21 protein-coding genes are annotated in these 22,463 nt (G+C 75.5%); 19 read left to right on the top strand and 2 right to left on the bottom strand.

Annotation, left to right across the window (positions count from 1 at the left end; all coding sequences use genetic code 11):
* Positions 1-131 precede the first annotated feature (131 nt).
* From IEY37_RS06870 to IEY37_RS06815, 12 genes are all read left to right on the top strand, one after another.
* Entirely contained in the window at positions 132-443 is a 312-nt protein-coding gene (locus tag IEY37_RS06870; protein ID WP_229674022.1) for a DUF503 domain-containing protein, read from the top strand.
* A gap of 66 nt (positions 444-509) precedes the next feature.
* On the top strand, positions 510-1,100 hold the full coding sequence (gene rbfA / locus IEY37_RS06865; RefSeq protein WP_188940729.1) for a 30S ribosome-binding factor RbfA: 591 nt from the start codon (positions 510-512) through the stop codon (positions 1,098-1,100).
* Between the two features lie 330 nt (positions 1,101-1,430).
* A complete protein-coding gene (locus tag IEY37_RS06860; protein WP_188940728.1) occupies positions 1,431-2,597 on the top strand; it encodes a DHH family phosphoesterase in 1,167 nt (388 codons plus the stop codon).
* Between the two features lie 368 nt (positions 2,598-2,965).
* A complete protein-coding gene (locus tag IEY37_RS06855) occupies positions 2,966-3,625 on the top strand; it encodes a GntR family transcriptional regulator (protein WP_188940727.1) in 660 nt (219 codons plus the stop codon).
* Between the two features lie 122 nt (positions 3,626-3,747).
* A complete protein-coding gene (locus tag IEY37_RS06850; RefSeq protein ID WP_229674020.1) occupies positions 3,748-5,256 on the top strand; it encodes an MFS transporter in 1,509 nt (502 codons plus the stop codon).
* Complete coding sequence (truB, locus tag IEY37_RS06845) at positions 5,253-6,200, top strand: tRNA pseudouridine(55) synthase TruB (protein WP_188940726.1); 948 nt, start codon at positions 5,253-5,255, stop codon at positions 6,198-6,200. Before IEY37_RS06850 ends, truB begins: the two co-directional genes overlap by 4 nt.
* Before the next feature lie 85 nt (positions 6,201-6,285).
* The gene (locus IEY37_RS06840; protein WP_188940725.1) at positions 6,286-7,242 is read left to right on the top strand and encodes a bifunctional riboflavin kinase/FAD synthetase; all 957 of its coding nucleotides are present in this window, start codon (positions 6,286-6,288) and stop codon (positions 7,240-7,242) included.
* 289 nt (positions 7,243-7,531) lie between these two features.
* Positions 7,532-7,801: a 30S ribosomal protein S15 gene (gene rpsO, locus IEY37_RS06835; protein ID WP_188940877.1), complete on the top strand. Its 270-nt coding sequence runs from the start codon at positions 7,532-7,534 to the stop codon at positions 7,799-7,801.
* 349 nt (positions 7,802-8,150) lie between these two features.
* A complete protein-coding gene (locus IEY37_RS06830) occupies positions 8,151-10,406 on the top strand; it encodes a polyribonucleotide nucleotidyltransferase (protein ID WP_188940724.1) in 2,256 nt (751 codons plus the stop codon).
* A 98-nt stretch (positions 10,407-10,504) separates the two neighbouring features.
* Complete coding sequence (locus IEY37_RS06825; RefSeq protein WP_229674018.1) at positions 10,505-11,878, top strand: M16 family metallopeptidase; 1,374 nt, start codon at positions 10,505-10,507, stop codon at positions 11,876-11,878.
* Entirely contained in the window at positions 11,868-12,626 is a 759-nt protein-coding gene (gene dapB, locus IEY37_RS06820; RefSeq protein WP_188940723.1) for a 4-hydroxy-tetrahydrodipicolinate reductase, read from the top strand. The genes IEY37_RS06825 and dapB overlap by 11 nt, the downstream gene beginning before the upstream one ends.
* A gap of 7 nt (positions 12,627-12,633) precedes the next feature.
* The gene (locus IEY37_RS06815; protein WP_188940722.1) at positions 12,634-13,089 is read left to right on the top strand and encodes a hypothetical protein; all 456 of its coding nucleotides are present in this window, start codon (positions 12,634-12,636) and stop codon (positions 13,087-13,089) included.
* 110 nt (positions 13,090-13,199) lie between these two features.
* Here IEY37_RS06815 and IEY37_RS06810 read toward each other — a convergent pair whose 3' ends face one another.
* Positions 13,200-13,847 (bottom strand): GNAT family N-acetyltransferase, encoded by a 648-nt coding sequence (locus IEY37_RS06810; protein ID WP_188940721.1) that lies wholly within the window; start codon positions 13,845-13,847, stop codon positions 13,200-13,202.
* The gene (locus IEY37_RS06805; RefSeq protein WP_188940720.1) at positions 13,844-14,716 is read right to left on the bottom strand and encodes a DeoR/GlpR family DNA-binding transcription regulator; all 873 of its coding nucleotides are present in this window, start codon (positions 14,714-14,716) and stop codon (positions 13,844-13,846) included. The genes IEY37_RS06810 and IEY37_RS06805 overlap by 4 nt, the downstream gene beginning before the upstream one ends.
* 150 nt (positions 14,717-14,866) lie before the next feature.
* Here IEY37_RS06805 and IEY37_RS06800 point away from each other — a divergent pair, with 150 nt between their 5' ends.
* The 7 genes from IEY37_RS06800 to IEY37_RS06770 all read left to right on the top strand — a co-directional run bounded on the left by IEY37_RS06800 (position 14,867) and on the right by IEY37_RS06770 (position 22,455).
* The gene (locus tag IEY37_RS06800; RefSeq protein ID WP_229674016.1) at positions 14,867-16,264 is read left to right on the top strand and encodes a winged helix-turn-helix domain-containing protein; all 1,398 of its coding nucleotides are present in this window, start codon (positions 14,867-14,869) and stop codon (positions 16,262-16,264) included.
* Between the two features lie 68 nt (positions 16,265-16,332).
* A complete protein-coding gene (locus tag IEY37_RS06795) occupies positions 16,333-17,349 on the top strand; it encodes an ABC transporter ATP-binding protein (protein WP_188940719.1) in 1,017 nt (338 codons plus the stop codon).
* Positions 17,350-17,351: 2 nt separating this feature from the next.
* A complete protein-coding gene (locus IEY37_RS06790; RefSeq protein ID WP_229674081.1) occupies positions 17,352-18,086 on the top strand; it encodes an ABC transporter permease in 735 nt (244 codons plus the stop codon).
* A complete protein-coding gene (locus IEY37_RS06785) occupies positions 18,083-19,459 on the top strand; it encodes a sensor histidine kinase (RefSeq protein WP_229674014.1) in 1,377 nt (458 codons plus the stop codon). The genes IEY37_RS06790 and IEY37_RS06785 overlap by 4 nt, the downstream gene beginning before the upstream one ends.
* The gene (locus IEY37_RS06780) at positions 19,456-20,061 is read left to right on the top strand and encodes a response regulator transcription factor (protein WP_188940717.1); all 606 of its coding nucleotides are present in this window, start codon (positions 19,456-19,458) and stop codon (positions 20,059-20,061) included. The genes IEY37_RS06785 and IEY37_RS06780 overlap by 4 nt, the downstream gene beginning before the upstream one ends.
* Positions 20,062-20,140: 79 nt before the next feature.
* Positions 20,141-21,019, top strand: a complete 879-nt coding sequence (locus IEY37_RS06775; RefSeq protein WP_188940716.1) for an alpha/beta fold hydrolase — start codon at positions 20,141-20,143, stop codon at positions 21,017-21,019.
* A complete protein-coding gene (locus tag IEY37_RS06770) occupies positions 21,016-22,455 on the top strand; it encodes a gamma-glutamyltransferase (protein ID WP_188940715.1) in 1,440 nt (479 codons plus the stop codon). The genes IEY37_RS06775 and IEY37_RS06770 overlap by 4 nt, the downstream gene beginning before the upstream one ends.
* Positions 22,456-22,463: the final 8 nt, after the last annotated feature.

Genomic DNA, 22,463 nt, shown 5'->3' with positions numbered 1-22,463 from the left:
TCGCCGCGCGGGCACCGTCGGCCGGACCGGGCTTGTCGGTGCTGCCGGTACCGGCGGTGCTACCGGTGTTCTCGTCTGCCGGTCGGCCCGCTGGCGGCCGGACTGCGGCGGGGACCGGCGGGTCGGACCGGGTGACGGGGAGGAATGCCGTGTTCCTCGGCGTGCTGGAGGCCGACGTCCTGCTGGGCGCGGTGTCCTCGCTCAAGCACAAGCGTGCCGTCATCCGGCCCGTGCTGGCGCGGCTGCGCCGGCTCGACGTGGCCGTCGCCGAGGGCGGTGACCCGGACCTGCACCGGCGCGCCACGATCGGTGTGTCGACCGTCTCCGGCGAGTCCGCGCGCGTCGTCGAGGTGCTCGACACCTGCGAGCGCCTGGTGGCGGGGGAGCCGGAACTCGAGCTGTTGTCGGTGCGGCGCCGGGTGGTGTCGGTCGACGATCTGTAGGCCACCGGCCGGGGTATCCGGCCGGGCAGGGGGCGGGACGCCCCGCAGGACCGAGAGGAGAACGGGATGGCTGACGCACCACGGGCCCGCCGGCTCGCCAAGCGCATCGCCGAGATCGTGGCCACGGAGCTCGAGCACCAGGTCAAGGACCCGCGCCTGGCCATGGCGACCATCACCGCCGCCACGCTGACGCCGGATCTCCGGGAGGCGGTCGTCTACTACACCGTCTACGGCGGCGAGGAGGAGCAGCAGGCGACCGCCGCGGCGCTCGCCAGCGCCACCGGCGTCCTGCGCACCGCCGTCGGCCGGCAGACCGGAGTCCGATACACGCCGAGCCTCACCTTCCGGGCGGACGCCGTCCCTGAGCACGCCCAGCACATCGAGGAACTGCTCGCCGCCGCCCGGGCCTCCGACGCCGCGGTCGCCGAGCAGGCGGCCGGTGCGAGCTACGCCGGGGAGGCCGATCCCTACCGCACCCCGCGGACCGACCTGGACGACGACGAGTCGGACGGCGAGTCGGACGAGGACGACGTGACCGACGCCCATGCGGACGCCGACGAGCCGTTCGACGAGGACGACGCGGACCCGGCCCGGGCGCGCACCGGTGCAATCGCATCGGCCGCCCCCGCGCAGCAGCACGGGGTCCCGGCGCGCTGACCCACCGTGCCCTCGGCGCGCTGACCCCGCCGTGCCTTGGGCGCGCTGACGCGCTGCGCCCGGTACCGACCCTCGGGTGCGCGACCCGCCGGTGGCGGCCTGACCCGTGACGGGCCGGCCGCCACCGGGCGATCACGCACGGTGTCCGCAGGGGCCGACGTGGGGGGCGCCCCCCGTGTGCAGGAACGCCGGAGCGGGCACCGTGCGGGGCGTACCGTCTGTGATTCTTCAGCCAGTGTGATGGAGGTGTGTGTGACCAGGGCCGCTGTGACCCGGACCCGCGGTGCGCGGGGTCGTGTCCGCACGGCGCGGCCGGCGCAGCCCTCCTCCGTGTCAGGGCAGCTGCGTGCCGCCGCGGCACTGCTGCGGGACGCCGGCTCGGTCGTCGTCGTGCCGCACGTCAACCCCGACGCCGACGCACTCGGCAGCGCCCTGGCACTCGGGCTCGGGCTGGAGCGCCTGGGCATCCCGGTGCAGGTCGCCTTCGCCGAACCGGACGGGGTGCCGCGGTCCCTGGCCGGGCTGCCCGGGCAGCACCTGGTCCGGGCCGCCGACGACGTGGCGGTCCCCGAGCTGCTGGTGTCGGTGGACGTCAACACCCGGTCGCGGCTGGGCAGCCTGGGCGCGCTCGTCGGCCGGGCGTCCCGCACCCTCGTCATCGACCACCACGTCACCAACACCGGGTTCGGTACGGACCTGTACGTGGACCCGGCCGCCGAATCGACCACGGTGCTGGTCGCCGCGCTGCTCGACCTGCTCGGTGTCGAGCTGGACGCGGCCATCGCCGCCAACCTGTACGCCGGCCTGGCCACCGACACGGTCGGCTTCCGCCACGCCTCGCCGGCGGCGCACCGGCTCGCGGCGCGGTGGCTGGAGACCGGGGTGGACGCGGACGAGCTGCTCCGGCCGATCTCCGACACCCATCCGATCAGCTGGCTGTCCCTGCTGTCGTCGGCGCTGGGTCGGGCCCGGCTGGAGCTGGTCGATCCCGCTGCCGTGGGTCAGGACGTCGACGGGGCCGGGGACGGCCACGGCGCGAGCGGCCCGGGTGGGCGCCGGGACGGCCGCCGCGGCGGAGGCGTCCGGCTGGTGTCCACCGTCATCCCGTTCGCCGAGGCCCGCACCAGCGCCCAGGAGGAGCTGGACTCGGTGATCGACATCCTGCGGACCGTGCAGGACGCCGACGTCACCGCCGTGGTGAAGGAGACCGCGCCGGAGGCGTTCCAGGTGTCGCTGCGCTCGCTGCCCGGGGTGGACGTGGCGGCGGTCGCCACCCGGCTGGGCGGCGGCGGGCACGTCCGCGCGGCCGGGTTCGTGCACCGCGGCACCGCCGCCGGCGCGCTCGACGCCATCCGCGGGCAGCTGCGCCTGGTCGCCGGTGGCGACGGAGCGGTGGAGGGCGGCATTCCGGTGGCCGCGGGGACGGTCGGCAGTCCTGCGGTCGCGGAGGCTGCCGCTCCGGCGCCGGCACGCGGCGCCGCGATCGCACCACGGTGACGGACGCGCCCTCGCGCTGACCTCCGCGCTGACCTCGTCGCCGACCCGGCAGGTCGGCACGACCCCGGTCGGCACGGCTCCGGTCGGCACCGTCCCCGACGTCGCTGTCCCCGGTCGTCGCTGTCCCCGGTCGTCCCTGCCGTTTCCTCACCGCCGACTCAGCCCGCCGAGGATCCGGTCGGCACCGCTCCGGTCCGGACCGCCGCAGGATCGCCGCTGCCGGGCGGTGGGCACGGACGACCGGATCACCGCGGTCCGGGGCCGGTGACCGGACGAGCTCCGTCGCGGTGCGCACCGGTACCGGGCGGCGACCGTCACAGCCGCTCCGGTCGAGGGCCGGCCACCGGGTCTGCCAAGATAGATACATCATGCATGCAACCGCCCGGCCACCCTCCGCCGCGGACCGCGCGTACCAGCACATCCGCGACGGCATCCTCAGCCGGCGCTACGGCGACAACGACCTGCTGGGTGAGGGCCGACTCGCCGAGGAGACCGGTGTCTCGCGCACTCCCGTGCGCGAGGCCCTGGTGCGGCTGGCGGCCGACGGCCTGGTGCAGTTGCTGCCCAAGCGCGGCGCGCTCGTCCTGCCGGTCACCGCCAGCGAGGCCCGCGACGTGCTGGAGACCCGCGAGCTGGTCGAGGGCCACTGCGTCCGCGCGGTGGTCGAGGCCGGCGGCGGCCCGGCGCTGGCCGCGCAGCTCGAGGAACCGTTGCACCGGCTGGATCTCGCCGCGGACACCGGCGACCTGGCCGGTTACGTCACCGCCGACCGGGACTTCCACGCCACCGTCGTCGCCGCCGCCGGCAACCGCATCCTGATCCGGCTGTACGCCGGGCTCCGCGACCGCCAGCTGCGGATGGGGGCGGCGAACCTCGGCGCGCCCGACGGGCGCATCGACGAGCAGCGGATGCGCCGCACCGTCCGCGACCACCGCGACATCGCCGCGGCCATCGGCCGCGGGGACGTCGCCGGGGCACTGGCCGTCACGGCCCGGCACCTGGCGCAGGCAGCGCGGGACCTGCGATGAGGGTCCTGCACGCCCGACGGGCGACGACCGCCCCACCCCACCCGGCATTGCCGGGAAGCAGTTCCGCAGCAGAGAGGTCCCCCGTGTCCGGTCCCGCCCGCACCTCCACCGTGCCTGTCACCGTGCCTACCGCCGTGCCGGGTCGCGCGCAGGCCGTGTCGGCCGCCGTGCCGGGTCGCGCGCCGGCCGTGCCGGTCCGCGTCTCGGGGCGCTCGTGGCTGGTGTGGGGCGCGGGTGCCGGGGTGTACGTGCTCGCCGTCTTCCACCGCAGCTCGCTCGGCGTCGCCGGCCCGCTGGCCACCCAGCGGCTCTCGTTGAGCGCGTCCCAGCTCGCCGGGTTCGTCATGCTGCAGCTGGGCGTGTACGCGCTGATGCAGGTGCCGACCGGGATCCTGGTCGACCGGTTCGGCCCGCGCCGCATGCTGCTCGCCGCCACCCTGACCATGGGCACGGCGCAGATCCTGTTCTCGCTGGTGCACAGCTACGCCCCGGCGCTGCTGGCCCGCGGCCTGCTCGGCTGCGGCGACGCGATGACCTACATCTCCGTGCTGCGGCTGGTCGCCGGGTGGTTCCCGGCCCGCCGGTACGCCGCGGTCACCAGCTTCTCGTCGCTCATGGGGTCGGTCGGCAACCTGGTCGCGACGATCCCGCTGACGGGTGTGCTGCACGGTCTGGGCTGGACGCCGACCTTCGCCATCGCCGGCGGCCTGTCGCTGCTGTACGCCCTGGTGCTGCTGCGGCCGGCCACCCAGGCGCCGTTCCGGGAGGCCGGCGAGCGGGCGGCGACCGGGCCGGTCGGCGGTCGACGGGTGTGGGACGAGGTGCGGGCCGCCTGGCGGCTGCCGGCCGGCCGGCTCGGCTTCTGGGTGCACCTGACGACCATGGGCTGCCCGACGGTGTTCTCCGTCCTGTGGGGCTACCCGTACCTGACGCAGGCGCTCGGCTTCGCCCCGGCGCTGGCGTCGTCGCTGGTGCTGCTGTTCGTCGTCGGCGGCGTGGTCGCCAACCTGGTCATCGGCCAGGTGCTCGGTCGCCGGCCGGAGGTCCGCACGCCACTGGCCATCGCCGTGTCGGTCGCCTGCCTAATGGGCTGGCTGGTGCTGATCCTGTGGCCCGCGGGCCGGCCGCCGCTGCCGGTCGTCGTCGCGGTGGTGGTGGTGCTGTCCGTCGGTGGCCCGGCGTCCTCGGTCGCGTTCATGCTGGCCCGCGACTACAACCCGCGGCACCGGATCTCCACGGCCACCGGCCTGGTGAACATCGGTGGCTTCTGCGGCGCGGTGGTCGGCACCTTCCTGGTCGGCCGGATCCTGGACTGGGTCGAGCCGGGTCGCGCGGTGCACACCGCCGCCGCCTACCGGATCGCGTTCTGCGCGCTGGTGGCCGTCACCGTCGTCGGGCTGGTCCGGATGGTCACCTGGTGGCTGCGCAGCCGGGCCGCGGTGCTGCTGGCACAGGCCCGGGGCGAGTCCACGCCCGTCCGGCTGCACCGGCTGCGCTTCGAGCTGGTCGACCAGGCAGAGCTCGTGGCCGAGGCGCGACGGGCCGGTCGGGCGACGGTCGGTGCGCCGACCGGTCGGCCCGCTGCGGCACCGTCGGGCGACGAGGGCGCCGGCCGCCCGGGTGACCGGTGAGCCCCGTCGGACCGCCGGCGGACGGCGGCATCCTGCTCGTCGACAAGCCGTCCGGTCCGACCTCCCACGACGTCGTGGGTCGGGTCCGCCGGGTGCTGGGCACCCGCCGCGTGGGGCACGCCGGCACGCTGGACCCGATGGCCACCGGGCTGCTGGTCGTCGCCGTGGACCGGGCCACCCGGCTGCTGGGTCAGCTCGCGCTGACCACCAAGAGCTACACGGCGACGGTGCGGCTCGGCCGCGCCACCACGACCGACGACGCCGAGGGGGAGCCGCTCGACGGCGCCGACGCGTCCGGGATCACCGAGCAGGATCTGGACCTGGCGCTGGCCCGGTGGACCGGGGACATCGAGCAGGTGCCCAGCGCGGTGTCGGCGGTCAAGGTCGACGGCCGCAGGGCCTACGACATCGTCCGGACCGGCGGTGCCGTCGAGCTGGCGGCCCGGCCGGTCACCGTCTCGCGGTTCGAGCGGACCTCGGCGCTCCGGCCGGCCGGCGAGCTGCGAGACGTCGACGTGGTGGTCGACTGCTCGACCGGCACCTACGTGCGGGCGCTGGCCCGGGACGTCGGGCGAGCTCTCGGGGTCGGAGCACACCTGACCGCGCTGCGGCGGACCCGGGTGGGGCCGTTCGACGTCGCGGACGCGGTGGACGTCTACGGGCCCGCGGGCCCGGCGCCGCGCGGCACCCCGGACCCGGTGCCGGACGGGGACCGGGACCGGGTCGCGGGCCGGCTGCTGCCGGTCGGCGACGTGGCCCGTCTCGCGTTCGGCGTGCGCGAGCTGGACGAGCGGGAGGCCGTGGAGCTGTCGTTCGGGCGTCCCGTGGCGGCCGCCGGTATCGACGGGGTCCACGCCGCCCTGCGGGACGGTGCGCTGGTCGCCCTGCTCACCGAGTCCGGCGGCCGCGCCCGCCCCACGCTGGTCTGGTCCCCGGCGGGCTGACCGACCGGTCCGGTCGCCGGCGCGTGGCAGGCTGAGCACGGCCGGCGACCGCTGTCGGCGGCGGCGACGAGGGGAGAGGTGCGGCGTGGAGCGCTGGCGGGGCCTGGACGCGGTGCCACCGAACTGGGGACGCTGCGTGCTGACGATCGGCGTCTTCGACGGCATGCACCGGGCGCACCAGCAGCTCGTGGGCGAGACCGTGCGCACCGCGCGCGGTCTCGGGCTGCCGGCGGTGCTGATGACCTTCGACCCGCACCCGTCCGAGGTGCTCCGGCCGGGCAGCCACCCGGCGCAGCTGCTCACCCTGCGGCGCCGCGCCGAGGTGGCCGAGGAGCTGGGCGTCGACGTGTTCCTGGTGCTGCCGTTCACCACCGCGCTGGCCTCGCAGACCGCGGAGGGCTTCGTCCACGACGTCATCGTCGAGCGGCTGCACGCCGCGGCCGTCGTCGTGGGGGCCAACTTCACCTTCGGGCACCACGCCAAGGGCACGGTGGCCCTGCTCGAGGAGCTCGGCCCGCGATTCGGTTTCACCGCGCGCGGCCTGCCGCTGGTGCAGGAGTCGAGCCTGGCGGTCAGCTCGACCATGGTGCGCGCCGGCATCGCGGCCGGCGACGTCCGGGCCGCCGCGCAGGCGCTGGGACGCCCGCACCGGCTCGAGGGCATCGTCGTGCACGGCGAGGGCCGCGGCGGCAGCGAGCTGGGCTACCCGACCGCCAACCTGGACCTGGTGCCGTATGCGGCGGTGCCGGCCGACGGCATCTACGCCGGCTGGTTCCTGCTCGGCACCCGCCGCTCGCCCGCCGCCATCTCGATCGGCTCGAACCCCACCTTCTCCGGCCGCGAGCGCACCGTCGAGGCCTTCGTGCTCGACGACGGCGGGAACTTCTACGGCCGCCGGGTGGCGCTGGACTTCGTCGAGCGGCTCCGCGACCAGGAGCGGTACGACCGGGTCGAGGACCTCGTCGCGCAGATCGGCCGGGACGTCCGGCGCACCCGCGAGGTGCTGGGCCTGCCTCCCGCATCGGCCACGGACGGGACCTGACCGGCGGCCCGGAGCGGCACCCACCCGCCCCGCCGACGGAGCTCGACGGCGGCCTCCCGGCCGCCGCGACCCCGACCGCGCCCGCGACGGTCCGCGCTCGGGACACCGGCCCACCGTCCGGGAGGCGGCGCCGCGACGCTCCGCGACCGGCGCGGGACGGTCCGGTGCATCCGCGCTGGTAAACTCGTATCCGGGTCCGGCTGCAGTCCGTGGCGGCCGGCACCGTCATCCCCCCGGGACGTCTCCCGGTGCGGGCAGCACACGGTACGCAAGCATGAGGAGTACGCACGTGGCGTTGACCGCCGAGCAGAAGAAGGAAATCCTCGGGTCGTACGGCCTGCACGAGTCGGACACCGGCTCGGCCGAGGCCCAGGTCGCCATGCTGACCAAGCGGATCAGCGACCTGACCGAGCACCTCAAGCAGCACAAGCACGACCACCACTCCCGCCGCGGCCTGATGGCCCTGGTGGGCCGTCGCCGCCGGCTGCTGCGCTACCTGCAGACGATCGACATCGCCCGCTACCGCTCGCTGATCGAGCGGCTCGGGCTGCGCCGCTAGGCGCCCACGTCAGGGGAGAGCCGGCCGGCCTCCCCTGACGTGCATCCGGGCACCGCGCCCATCCGCCGGCGACCTGCGCCGGCGGCACCGACGTCCACCCGGTGGCGACCGGCCCGCCACCCCGGTACCACCCACCGCCACCCGGCCGGCGCACCGCGCGCCCCGTGCGGCCGGTCCTCGGTAGTGGCCACCGGAACCCTGGGTTCCGCTGGCTTCGATCGATGGCCGGCAGCCGCTCGCCGCGCCTCGCGTCGCCCCTCGGTGGTGGTCCGCGGCCGGCATCCGCCCGTCGCGCCACTGCGAGGACCCTCCCGGCTCCTCGCCGCAGAGTCCCAGAGAGGTCGACTGCATGTCCGATCCCACCGCCACGAGTGCCACCGCCGTCATCGACAACGGCGCCTTCGGCACCCGCACCATCCGCTTCGAGACCGGCCGGCTGGCCAAGCAGGCCGCCGGTTCGGTGATGGCCTACCTCGACGAGGACACCGCGCTGCTGTCCGCGACGAGCGTCGGCAAGCACCCGAAGGACCAGTTCGACTTCTTCCCCCTGACGATCGACGTCGAGGAGCGGATGTACGCCGCCGGGCGCATCCCGGGGTCGTTCTTCCGCCGCGAGGGCCGTCCGTCCGAGGACGCCATCCTGACCTGCCGGCTCATCGACCGGCCGCTGCGGCCGTCGTTCACCGCCGGTCTGCGCAACGAGGTCCAGGTGGTCATCACCGTCCTGGCGCTGAACCCGGACGTGCTCTACGACGTGCTGGCCATCAACGCCGCGTCGGCGTCCACCCAGATCGCCGGCCTGCCGTTCTCCGGCCCGGTCGCCGGTGTCCGGGTCGCCCTCATCACCGACCCGGACGGCGGGGCCAGCCAGTGGGTCGCCTTCCCGACCCACAGCCAGCTCGAGAACGCCGTGTTCGACATGGTCGTCGCCGGCCGGGTCACCGAGTCGGGCGACGTCGCGATCATGATGGTCGAGGCTGAGGCCACCGAGCACACCATCACGTTGATCGGCGGCGGCGCGACCGCCCCGACCGAGGAGGTCGTCGCCCAGGGCCTGGAGGCGGCGAAGCCGTTCCTGCGCACCCTGGTCGAGGCGCAGCAGCAGCTGGCCTCGCAGTCGGCCAAGGAGACCGCCGAGTTCGCGCTCTTCCCGCCGTTCCGCTCGGACGTGTTCGACGCGGTGTCCGCCCAGGCCACCGAGAAGCTGTCCGCCGCCATGGCGATCGCCGGCAAGCAGGAGCGCGACGAGGCGACCGACGCCGTCAAGGCCGAGGTCTACGGCGCGCTGGCCGACACCTTCCCGGGCCGCGAGTCCGAGATCGGCAACGCCTTCCGGGCCGTCACCAAGAAGCTGGTGCGCCAGCGCATCCTGCGCGAGCAGGTCCGGATCGACGGCCGCGGGCTGACCGACATCCGGCCGCTGTCGGCCGAGGTCGACTACCTGCCGCGGGTGCACGGGTCGGCGCTGTTCGAGCGCGGCGAGACGCAGATCCTGGGCGTCACGACGCTGAACATGCTGCGTATGGAGCAGCAGCTGGACACCCTGGCGCCGGAGACCCGCAAGCGGTACATGCACAACTACAACTTCCCGCCGTACTCGACCGGCGAGACCGGCCGGGTGGGCTCGCCCAAGCGGCGCGAGATCGGCCACGGTGCGCTGGCCGAGCGGGCGCTGGTGCCGGTGCTGCCCAGCCGCGAGGAGTTTCCGTACGCCATCCGGCAGGTGTCGGAGGCGCTCGGCTCCAACGGGTCCACCTCGATGGGATCCGTGTGCGCGTCGACCATGTCGCTGCTCAACGCCGGTGTGCCGCTCAAGGCGCCGGTGGCCGGCATCGCCATGGGCCTGGTGTCGGACACCGTCGTGGACGACCAGGGCCACTCCGAGGTCCGGTACGTGGCGCTGACCGACATCCTCGGCGCCGAGGACGCTTTCGGCGACATGGACTTCAAGGTCGCCGGCACCCGGCAGTTCGTCACCGCGCTGCAGCTGGACACCAAGCTCGACGGCATCCCTTCGGAGACGCTGCGTGCTGCCCTGCTGCAGGCCCGGGACGCCCGGCTGACGATCCTCGACGTGATGAACGAGGCGATCGACGAGCCGGACGACATGAGCCCGTTCGCGCCGAAGATCACCACCATCAAGGTGCCGGTCGACAAGATCGGCGAGGTGATCGGGCCCAAGGGCAAGATGATCAACTCGATCACCGACCAGACCGGTGCCGAGATCGCCATCGAGGACGACGGGACGATCTTCGTCTCGGCCGCCACCGGTGACGCGGCGGACGCGGCGATCGCGATCATCAACTCGATCGCGAACCCGCAGCTGCCCAAGGTCGGCGAGCGGTTCCTGGGCACGGTGGTCAAGACGACCGCGTTCGGCGCGTTCGTCTCGCTGCTGCCGGGCCGGGACGGGCTGGTGCACATCAGCAAGCTCGGCAACGGCAAGCGGATCAACAAGGTCGAGGACGTGGCGAACGTCGGCGACAAGCTGCAGGTCGAGATCACCGAGATCGACGCCCGCGGCAAGATCAGCCTGGTGCCGGTCAAGCCCGAGGCGGCCGACGGCGCCGGCACCCCGGTCCCGGCCGAGCCGGCCCAGGTCTGATCGGCGGTCCGGTCATCCCAGAGGTCATCACACCGGCCGGCGCCGCACCGCGGCGCCGGCCGGCGGCCACTGCGGCCCGGTCGCGCGTCCGCACCCGGGTGCTGGAGACGGGCGAGGGAGTCTCCGGGGGGTCGCAGGTCACCATGTCGGTGCTGCCCGGTGGCGTCCGGGTGGTCACCGAGAGCGTCCCCGGTGCGCGCAGCGCCTCCGTCGGCGTGTGGGTCGGTGTCGGCTCGATCGACGAGACCCCGGCGCTGGCAGGGTGCTCGCACTTCCTGGAGCACCTGCTGTTCAAGGGCACCCGGCACCGCACCGGGCACGAGATCGCGGCGGCCGTCGACGCCGTGGGCGGCGAGTTCAACGCCTTCACCTCGCACGAGTACACCTGCTACTACGCGCACGTGCTGGCGTCCGCCGCCGAGCTGGCCGTCGACCTGGTGTGCGACGTGGTGCTGGACGCGGTGGTCTCGGCCGCGGACGTCGACGTCGAACGGTCGGTGATCCTCGAGGAGCTCGCCATGCGCGAGGACGACCCCGAGGACACCCTCGGCGACGCCTTCGCGGCGGCCGCCTTCGCCGGGCACCCGGTCGCCGACCCGGTCATCGGCACCGAGGACACCGTCACGGCGATGTCCAGGACGCAGGTGGCCGGCTACTACCGCCGCCGCTACCAGCCTGACCGGATGGTCGTCGCGGTGGCCGGCGGCATCGACCACTCCGACGTGGTGCGGTGGGTGCGGCGCGCGTTCGGCTCCCGGACCGACCCCGCCGTCCAGCCGCGCGCCCCGCGCGGTGCCGGCGGCCGGCTGCGCGCGCCGCAGGAGCTGCTGGTCGTCGAGCGCGACATCGAGCAGGCGCACCTGTGCGTCGGCGTCCGGGCGCTGCCCCGCACGGACCCCCGCCGGCACACCCTGGCGGTGGTGTCCGGGGTGCTCGGCGGCGGAATGAGCTCGCGGCTGTTCCGCACGATCCGCGAGGAGCGCGGGCTGGCCTACAGCTGCTACACGGCCACGTCCGCCTACGCCGACGTGGGCTCGCTCTCGGTCTACGCCGGGTGCCAGCCCGAGAACCTCGGCACCGTCGCGGCACTCGTCGGCGAGGAGCTGCAGCGGCTGGCCGACGACGGCGTGGGCGCGGACGAGCTCCGCCGCGTGCAGGGCCAGTTGACCGGCAGCTACCTGTTGGGCCTGGAGGACACCGAGTCGCGGATGAGCCGGATCGGCAAGAACCTCCTCGTCCGCAGCGACTTCCGCACCGTGGCGCAGGATCTGGCGGCCATCGAGGCGGTCACGGCGGACGACGTGGTGGCGCTGACCCGGGAGCTGCTGGCGGGCCCGCTCACCGGCGCGGTGGTCGGCCCGTACTCTCGTCGGGACCAGTTGCCCGGGCAGCTCCAGGAGCTGACCGGCAGGCCTGCGGCGCGACCGCGGGTCGCGGCCCACGCAGAAAGGCGACGACGCCATGTCCGATGAGGTGCTGCGCGTCGGGGTCATCGGTGCCCGCGGGCGGATGGGGACCGAGGTCACCCAGGCGGTCGACGCCGCCGACGACCTCGACCTCGTCGCGGCCGTCGGCGGCCGGGAGTGGCTGTTCTCGCTCTCCGACGCCGGTAGCCAGGTGGTCGTCGACTTCACCCACCCGGACGTGGTGATGGAGCACATCCGGTTCGCGGTCGACCAGAACATCCACGCCGTCGTCGGCACGTCCGGCATCGACGACGAGCGCGCCGAGACGATCCGCGGATGGCTCGCCAGCAAGCCAGGGCTCGGCGTCATCGTGGTGCCCAACTTCGCCATCGGCGCGGTGCTGGCCGCGCGGTTCGCCCGCGAGGCCGCGCGCTTCTTCGAGTCCGCGGAGATCATCGAGCTGCACCACGCCGGCAAGGTCGACGCGCCGTCCGGCACCGCGATCGCCACGGCCCGCGGCATCGCCGGCGCCCGTGCGGCCGCCGGCCTGGCCGCCGTCCCGGACGCCACCACGATGGAGGCCGCCGGTGCCCGCGGCGCCCAGGTCGACGGCATCCACGTGCACTCCGTCCGGCTGCCCGGCATGGTGGCGCACCAGGAGGTCGTCCTGGGCAGCTCCGGCGAGACGTTGACCATCCGGCACGACTCGCTGCACCGCAGTTCCTTCATGCCCGGGGTGCTCCTGGCCATCCGGTCCGTCGCGGACCACCCGGGGTTGACCTTCGGCCTGGAGCAGCTGCTCGGGCTGGACTGACGACCGGGTGCGGACCAAGATCGTCGTCGCGGCGCTCGTCGCGGCGCTCGCCGTCTACTTCGTCTTCCTGACGCAGCGGGCGCTGGACCTGATCGCCACCGGCGGCATCGTCCCCGTCGGTCTCGGCATCGGGGTGCTGCTGCTCCCGGTGATCGGCGTGGTGGTGGTCGTCTTCGAACTGCGGTTCGGCGCCGCCACCGGCCGGCTGGCCCGCCGGCTGACCCGGGAGGGTGGGCTGCCGGACCCCGGCGACCTGCCGAGACGGCCGTCCGGGCGGGTCGAGCGGGCCGCCGCGGATGCCTGGTTCGAGACCGTCAAGGCCCGGGTCGAGGCCGACCCGCAGTCCTGGCAGCAGTGGTATGCGCTCGCCCAGGCGTACGACCTGGCCGGGGACCGCCGCCGGGCCCGGGCGGCCATGCGCCGGTCCATCGCACTCGAGGCCGCCGCGTCCCCGGAGGGCTGAACCGGTCGACGCACGGCACGGTCGCCGCACGGCGGCCGGTCCCGCCTGGGCCCCGGACGTGGGGCGGCGGACGGGGGATACCGCGCCCGGAGCCCCGCGCCGGCCCAGGGTCAGAGGACGACGAGGTCCAGGCCGCCCGCGTACCGGACCTCCGCCAGCACACCCTCGCCGGTGTCGACGGCCCGCCGGGCGCCGTCGGGAAACCACTGGACGCCGGCCAGGAACCGCTCCACCGACCGGTCCGGTTCCGGCGCCCACCAGATGCCACGGGTCCGGCCAGCCCGGCGCAGCAGCGCGCCCGCCTCGCCGAGCAGCCGCCCGCCGTGCCCCCGCCTGGACCAGCGGGGGAGCACCAGCAGCTGCTCGATCTCCCCGGTGCCGGTGCCGGTGCTCGGGCTACCCCCGGTGCTGTCGCTGCGGTCGCCGCTGTCCGCTGCGCGCGCGTCGCCGATCGGAGGCACGGCCTCGTCCGAGGCGTCCGAGGCGTCCGAGTCGACCAGCTGGTCCGGCTCGTCCGGCCCGACGGGACCGAGGTCGAGGGCCGCCATCCCGACGACCGCGCTGCCCTCCACGGCCAGCAGCACCGGGCCGCCGTCGCGGATCCGCACCGCCCAGCGCTGGGCCAGCACGGCCGGGTCGCCCAGCAGCACCGAGGCCGGCAACAGCTCCGCGTAGGCGTCCCGCCACACCTCGAGCTGCAGCGCCGCCACCGTCGCGGCGTCGTCGGGGGTGGCGGGGCGCACCGCCGCGCGGCTCACGCGGTCTTCACCCGCACGCCGGCGTCCCGGAACCGCTGCAGCAGCACCGGGTCCGCCCCGGCGTCGGTGACCAGCACGTCGACCGACGTGGTCGGGCAGATCCGGGCGAACCGGCGCATGCCCAGCTTGGAGGCGTCCGCCACGACGATCACCGTGGACGCGTGCTCCGCCATCGCCGCGCTCACCGCGGCCTCGCCCTCGTGGTGCGCGGTGGCGCCGGTCGCCAGGTCGAAGCCGTCGACCCCGAGCACCATGAAGTCCAGGTGCAGGCGCAGCAAGGACGACTCGGCCAGCGGACCGATCAGCTCGTAGGAGCTGGGCCGGGCGACGCCCCCGACGACCACCAGCTTCACCGTGCGCCGGACCGCCAGGTCGTTGGCGATGTTCAGGGCGTTGGTCACGACGGTGAACACCGGGTGGTCCAGGCCCGCGTCGGCGCCGCCGCCGTCCAGGTCGACCGCGCGGGCGCCGTCCGGGTCGACCGACGCCGGCGCGGAGCCGTCCGGGACCGCCGGGCTGCCGTTCGGCGGAGTGGTGACCAGCGCCCTGGCGAACTCGGACGTGGTCGTCCCGCCGTTGACACCGACCACCGATCCGGCCGGCACCAGCGCGGCGGCGGCCGCCCCGATGCGGGACTTCTCCCGGGTGTGCCGCCCCGTCTTGTAGCGCAGCGGCAGGTCGTAGGCGACGCTGGCCGGGACGGCGCCGCCGCGGGTCCGGGACAGCAGCTGTTGGGCGGCGAGATGGTCCAGGTCGCGCCGGATGGTGGCCGGGGACACGGCCAGCTCGGTCGCCGCCTCCAGGACGTCCAACCGGCCGTCGCGGCCCAGGATGTCCAGCAGCCCGGTCCAACGCTCGTGCGACCCCATCGGCTCCCGCCTGCCCGTCGCCGCGCGACCACGCTCGCTGACCGGCCGCCGCGAGCATAAACGCGCACGGCGGGTGGCGGAACGGCGGTGGCACCGGACCGTCGACGCGCGTCGCCGGCGCTGTCGGTGGGGGCTGGCACCATCCGGGAGGTGAGATCCACCGCCGCGACGCGCACCGTGTCGCTCGCGCAGGCCCGCCGGATCGCCGTGGCGGCCCAGCAGCTGGCCGCGCCACCGAATCCGGACGCCGCGCCGGCCGGCCGCGCCCAGCTGCGGCGGCTCGTCGACCGCCTCGGCCTGCTGCAGATCGACTCGGTGAACGTCGTGGCCCGCGCCCACCTCCTGCCGGTGTTCGCCCGGCTGGGCCGCTACCCCTTCGAGGTGTTCGAGCAGGCGGCGTGGCCGAGCCGCAGTCGCGACCGGCTGCTGGTGGAGACCTGGGCGCACGAGGCGTCCCTGGTCCCGCTGGCGGTGCACCCCTTGCTCCGGTGGCCGCGGCGGCACTGGAGCACCGCGGCGGCGCAGCGGCTCGCCGAACGCCACCCCGGCCTGCCCGAGCGGGTGCTCGCGGTGATCGCCGACTCCGGGCCGCTCTCGGCCGGGCAGGTGGAGAAGGTGCTGCTCGGCGCGAGCGCGGGACGGTCGGGCTGGTGGGAGTGGTCGGAGACCAAGCGGGCCTGCGAGGCGCTGTTCTCGGCGGGCCTGCTGGGCACCGCCTACCGGCGCGGCTTCGAACGCCACTACGACCTCATCGAGCGCGTCCTGCCGCCGGCCGTCCTGGCGGCGCCGGTGCCGGACCGCGCCGACGCGCAGCGCGCGCTGGTCGCCATCGCCGCCCGGGCGCACGGCATCGCGACGGCCGGGGACCTGGCGGACTACTTCCGGATGGGCGTCGCCGAGGCCAAGGCCGCGGCGGTCGACCTGGTCGACGACGGGATCCTGGAGCCGGTGCTGGTCCCGGGCTGGCGGGATCCCGCGTACCTGCACCGCGAGGCCCGGGTGCCGCGCAGGGTGGCCGGTCGCGCCCTGCTCTGCCCGTTCGACCCGTTGATCTGGACCCGTCCCCGCACCGAGCGGCTGTTCGGCGTCCACTACCGGATCGAGATCTACACCCCCGAGCACAAGCGGGTCCACGGCTACTACGTCTTCCCGTTCCTGCTGGGTGACCGGCTGGTCGCCCGCTTCGACCTCAAGGCGGACCGCGCGGCGAGCCGGCTCCTCGTCCGGTCCAGCTGGCTCGAGACCGGCCCGGCCGACGAGCCGCCGCCCCGGCCCGCCGAGGTGGCCGCCGCGGCCGCCGTCGAGTTCCGGCGGATGGCCCGGTGGCTCGGTCTCGGCGCGGTCGAGGTGGCCGACCGCGGCGACCTGTGGCCGGCCGTCCGCACTGCGGTGGCCGCCGCCGGGCCGCCGGAGCCGTCGGCCCAGCACTCCGAGGGCCCGGAGCCGCCGCCGCACGTGCCTGAGGCGCCGCCCGAACTGGCCGAGGCGCTGCCACCCGAGCCGTTGCCCGGCGGGGCACCGGCCCGGACCTCGCCCGCTGCGCCGTGACACCTGTCATGGCCGGGACGTGACCTCCGCACCGGGGCGGCGCGGGCGGTGCGCGGGAGAGTCGGGACATGCCGACGAGAGACAGGGTCGCCGCGGTGGCCGCCGGACCGCGCGGACGCGCTGCGGCCGCCGCCGTGGAGCTGACCGGACTGCACAAGAACTGGGGTTCCGTCCAGGCCGTACGCGGCGTGGACGTCATCATCGCGCCGGGTGAGGTGGTCGCCGTCCTCGGACCGAACGGGGCGGGCAAGTCGACCACCATCGACATGCTGCTGGGCCTGACCGCGCCGGACGCCGGCACGGTGCGGCTCTTCGGCGAGGCCCCCGGGATCGCCGTCCGGGAGGGCCGGGTGGGCGCCATGCTGCAGTCCGGCGCCCTGCTGCCCGACGTCACGGTGCGGGAACTCGTCGCGACCTTCGCGGCGCTGCACCGGCATCCGTTGCCGGTGGCCGAGGCGCTCCGCCGCGCCGGCATCGCGGACATCGCGGGGCAGCGGACGACCAAGCTGTCGGGCGGGCAGGCGCAGCGGGTGCGGTTCGCGCTCGCGCTGGTCCCGGACCCCGAGCTCCTGGTGCTCGACGAGCCCACCGTCGCCATGGACGTCGAGGTTCGCCGCTCGTTCTGGTCGTCCATGCGCGAGCTGGTCGCCGACGGGCGCACCGTGCTCTTCGCCACCCACTACCTGGAGGAGGCGGACGACTTCGCGGACCGGGTGCTGGTGCTCGCCGGCGGCCGGGTGGTCGCGGACGGCACCGGCGCGCAGATCAAGGCGGCGGTGTCCGGGCGCACCGTCTCGGCCGTGATCCCCGACGTCGAAGGCTCCCGGTCGAGCCTGTCCGCGCTGCCCGGCGTCCTGCGGGTGGAGCAGGTCGGTCCCCGGGTGCTGCTGCACTGCTCGGACTCGGACGCGGCGTTGCGCGCGCTGCTGGCCGCCGAGCCGCGCGCGCACGACATCGAGGTGTCCGCCGGGGACCTCGAGGACGCCTTCCTCGCACTGACGGCGCGCACCGTCGCCGACGCAGACGCCGCCCACCACCTCACCGCCGACCCCGCGTCCGCCCCGTCCACCAGGAGCTCCCGGTGACCATGACCCTGACCTATGCCGCGATGTCGGCCCGGGCCACCTTCCGCAACGCCCGCTTCGTCCTCTTCACGGTGGCCCTGCCGCTGGCCCTGTACCTGCTGTTCAACGGCCTGTACGGCGGCCGCGGGGACGAGGCCGGCATCACCGTCGGCGCGTACCTCATGGTGTCGATGGCCGCGTACGGCGGGATCGGCGCCGCCATCAACGCCGGTGCGCGCATCGCCGTGGAGCGGCAGACGGGCTGGAACCGCCAGCTGCGGCTGTCCGCCCTGACGCCGCGCGGCTACATGGCCGCCAAGTCCGCGGTGTCGCTGCTGGTGGCGTTGCCGGCGATCCTGCTGGTGTTCCTGGCCGGCGCGCTCGTCGGTCACGTGCGGATGCCGCTGCACCTGTGGTTGGGCGGCGGGCTGGCCGTCTGGCTGTCGCTGATCCCGTTCGCCGTCGTCGGGCTGGTCATCGGGTTCGTCGCCACCGTCGACTCCACCCAGTCGCTGACCGTGCTGGTGTACATGGCGATGGCGGTCCTCGGCGGCCTGTGGATCCCGGTCGAGCAGCTGTCGCCGTTCCTGCAGCATCTGGCCAGGGCGGTGCCCAGCTACTGGACCGCCCAGATCGCCCGCGACGTGCTGGCCGGGGTGGCCCTGCCGCTGCGCGGCATCGGGGTGCTGCTGGCCTGGACCGTGGTGCTGGCCGCGCTCGGTGCGGTGGCGTACCGCCGCAGCGGCCGCAAGGCGTGACCGTGGTCGCGGGCGCCCGGCTGTCCCGCCGCGCGCCCGCGGTGGCCACCGCGGCGCCCGGTGCGGTCTCGACCGCGGCGCCCGGCGCCGGGGACCCGCGGGAGGATGGTGCGGTGGGGACGGCGGGCGTGCGAGGGCAGGGCACGGCGGGTCGGGACGACTGGGTGCGTGGCCGGCAGCGGTGGATGGCCGGCGCCTGCGTGAGCCTGGTGTTCCTGGTCTCCGGTGTCGCGGAGGTGGCGCGCGCGGACCTGCCGACGTGGTCGCGCGTGCTCGGCGTCGCGGCGATCGTCCTGTACGGCGCGCTGCACGTCCTGGGTCCGGCCTGGGCGATCGGGCGGCCGATGCCGCAGCGGTGCGGGGTGCTCGCGCTGCAGGTACTGGCGTCGCTGCCGATGTTCCTGTGGCTGGGCCCGGACACCTCGATCCTGTGGATCTTCGTGGCGGCCGCCGCCGCGATGCTGCTCCGGGCACCGGCCGCGGTCGGCGTGGCCGCCGTGCTCGCCGGCGCCCTGCTGCTGGTCGACCATGCGGGCGGCCGCGGATGGTCCTGGGAGAACGCGGCGACCCTGCTGGCCCTCGCGCTGTTCACCACGGCGTTCGCCCGCAACGTCCGGTTGAGCATCGAGTTGCGCCGGACGCGCGAGGAGCTGGCCCAGGCCGCCGTCGCGGCCGAGCGGGAGCGCATCGGCCGCGACCTGCACGACATCCTGGGCCACTCGCTGACGGCGATCGCGGTCAAGGCGGGCCTGGCGCGCCGGCTGGTCGGCCGGGACGACGCCGCCGCGGGTGCCGAGGTGGCCGACCTCGAGCGGCTGGCCCGGGAGGCGCTCGCCGACGTCCGGGCCACCGCGTCCGGGTTCCGGCAGGTCTCGCTGGCCCCGGAGCTGGCGGTGGCGGCCGCGGTGCTCCGCGCCGCGGACATCCGGGCCGAGCTGCCGACGGCGGTGGACGACGTCGACCCGGCCGCCAGGGAGCTGTTCGGCTACGTGGTGCGCGAGGCGGTGACCAACGTCGTCCGGCACTCGTCGGCCCGGACCTGCCGCATACGCCTGACGCCGACGTCGGTCGAGGTCCGGGACGACGGCGCCGGCTCTGCCCCGACCGGCGACGGCAGCGGCCTGTCCGGTCTGCGGGCGCGGGTGGCCGCCGCCGGTGGCGAGATGACGGCCGGGCCGGTGGAGGGCGGCTTCCTGGTGCGGGTGTCCGTGACCGGCACCGCGCGGCGGACGCCGCCGTCGGCCGGCCGGACACCTCCGCCCGTCGACCCCCCGACGCGGCCGGCGCCCCACCCGGTCGTGCCGGCGGAGCCGTCCGCGACGGCTCCGCGGACCCACCCGGCGGCACCCGGCGCCGCCTCGCTCGGCGCATGATCCGCGTCCTGCTGGCGGACGACCAGGCGCTGCTGCGCAGCGCCTTCGCCGCGCTGCTCGCCCTGGAGGACGACCTGACCGTGGTCGGGCAGGTGGGCTCCGGCGACCAGGTCGTCGCCGAGGCGCTGCGCACCCGGCCGGACGTGGCCCTGCTGGACGTGCAGATGCCCGGCGTCGACGGGCTGACCGCCGCGGCGGCGCTCCGGGCGGCCCTGCCGTCCTGCCGCGCCATCATCCTGACGACCTTCGGCCGGCCGGGGTACCTGCGGCGGGCGATGGAGGCGGGCGCCGCCGGGTTCCTGGTCAAGGACGTGCCCGCGGAACAGTTGGTGGACGCCATCCGGCGGGTGCACGCCGGTCTGCGCGTCGTCGACCCGGTGCTCGCGGCCGAGACCCTGACCCTGGGCACCTCGCCGTTCACCGAGCGGGAGCGCGACGTGCTGGTCGCCGCGGCCGACGGCGGCACCGTCGCCGACATCGCCCGGCGGCTGCACCTGTCGGAGGGGACGGTCCGCAACCACCTGTCGTCGGTCATCGGCAAGACCGAGGCGCGGACCCGCGCGGAGGCGGTGCGGGTGGCCACCGAGCGCGGCTGGTTGTGACCTCGCACCGGCGAGGCCCGGGCCGCGGCCGGGTGACCTGTCCGCACGGCCCGGATCCCGTCGTGCTACCAACGTGCGCGTGCCGACCCTCCGGACCCCGACGCTGTCGCTCGCCTACGACGACCGGGGGAGCGGCTCGCCCGTGGTGCTGGTGCACGGCTGGCCGGACGCCGCCCGCGGCTGGGGTCCGGTGCGCGACGGGCTGCTCGCCGACGGCTACCGCGTCGTCGTGCCGGACCTGCGGGGCTGCGGTGACACCGAGTTCCTGGATGCCGGGACGGTGCGCGACGGGTCCGCGGACGCCCTGGCCCGGGACGTGCTGGACCTGGCCGACGCCCTCGGGCTCGACCGGTTCGCCGTCGTGGGTCACGACTGGGGCGCCCGGACCGCGTACACCCTGGCGGCGGCGGCCCCGGAACGGCTGCGGTCGATCGCCGGACTGGCGCTGGCGTACCAGCCGCGGGGCCGCTTCCGGATGCCGTCGTTCCGGCAGGCGCGGCTGTTCTGGTACCAGTGGCTGATGTTCGTCGACGCCGGCGTGGCGGCCGTGCGGGCGGATCCCGTGGGTTTCGCCCGGGAGCAGTGGGAGACGTGGAGCCCGCCCGGCTGGTTCGACGACGACGAGTTCCGCGCCACCGCCCGGGCCTTCGAGAACCCGGACTGGGTGGCGGTGACCCTGCAGGCCTACCGGTTCCGCTTCGATCCGGACGAGCCGCTCGACCCCCACTACGACGACATCCGGGCGACAGTCGCCGCCACGGAGCACCTTTCCGTCCCGACGCTGATGATCCAGGGCGGCGCCGACCACTGCGACCCGCCGGAGGCCTCCGAGGGACTGGAGGGCCACTTCGACGACCACCGGCGCGTGGTGATCGCCGGGGTGGGTCACTTCCCGCACCGCGAGGCGCCGGACGAGGTGCTCGCTCAGTTGCGCCGGCACCTGGCACGGCACCCGTGACGGACCGACCGCCGCAGGGCGCCGGCGACCGGCCGAAGCTGCCGGCCGGCGTGGCCGCCGGGCATCCCGACACCGCCCGGGTGGGCCGGGACGTGCTGCGGCGCGGCGGCTCCGCCGCGGACGCCGCAGCGGCCATGGTGCTCGCCGGGTGCGTGGCCGAGACGATCTTCACCGGGCTGGCCGGTGGCGGCTTCGCCACGGTCTACCAGCAGGACACCGGCGCCGTCACCTGCATCGACTTCTTCGTGTCGGTACCAGGTCTCGACGGCAGCGAGGCGGGACCCGCCACCACGATCGCGGTCTCGTTCGGCGGGGTGGCGGTGCCGTACGCGGTAGGTGGGCCGACGGTCGCCGTCCCCGGCACGCCGGCCGGGGTGGCGGCGCTGCACGGCCGCTTCGGTCGCCTGCCCTGGCACGAGATCGTGGGTCCTGCGGTGCGTCTGGCCGAGGCGGGCAGCCCGTTCTCGCAGGCGCACGCCGACCTGCTGCCCGACGTGGCCGCGGCCATGGTGCTGGGCGACGGCATCGGCAGCTACAGCCGGACGGACCTGGTCACCGGGCAGCGGCTGCTGTCGGCCGGCGAGCGGCTGCACCACCCGGGGTTGGCCGGGACGCTGCAGGTGCTCGCCGACCAGGGGCCGGACGCGTTCTACACCGGTCCGGTCGGCCGGGCGCTGGTCGCGGCGGTCCGGGCGGACGGCGGCGCGCTGTCCCTCGACGACCTGGCGGCCTACCGGGTGATCGACCTGCCGGTCCACCGGGTGCCGTTCGCGGGCCTGCAGCTGTCGGCGCGCGGCAACGACCTCGACGGGTTCGCCGAGACCGCCCGGCGGCTCGACGTCGCGGCCGTCGCCGCCGGCGGGGTGCCCCGGGCGCGGGCCCTGGTGGCCGCCCTGCGGGCCCCGGCGCTGCGTTCGGAGACCACCAGCCTGGTGGCGGTCGACAGCGACGGGAACGCCTGCGTGGTGACGCACTCGCTGGGTCTGGGCTCGGGCGTCTGGGTCGGCGGCATGCACGGCAACTCGATGCTCGGCGAGGGAGAACTGCTGCGCGGGCCGCTCACCGCGGGCGCCCGGATGCCCTCGATGATGGTCCCGTCGGTGGTCACCGACGACGCCGGTGCCTTGGTGGTCGCCGGTGGTGCGGCCGGCGGCAGCCGGATCCGGCCGGCCCTGCTGCAGGTCCTGAGCGGGCTGCTGGTGCAGGGGCTGGACGCGCCGACGGCGGTGGCGGCCCCGCGGCTGTCGGCGTCCCTGGAGGCGGTCCACCTGGAGCCCGGTCTCGGCCCGGTGGTGGCGCAGGCCCTGCGGTCGGACGGGCACACGGTCGTCGAGTGGGAGGCGCCGCGGCCGTACTTCGGCGGCGTGTCCGTGGCGGCCGGTAGCGGACCGGCGGCCGACCCGCGGCGCGGCGGCCTGGCGCTGACCGTGCGCTGACGGGGGGC

Source organism: Nakamurella endophytica, from assembly GCF_014646215.1.
Classification (GTDB): domain Bacteria; phylum Actinomycetota; class Actinomycetes; order Mycobacteriales; family Nakamurellaceae; genus Nakamurella; species Nakamurella endophytica.
This window is presented reverse-complemented; position numbering and strand designations above follow the sequence as displayed.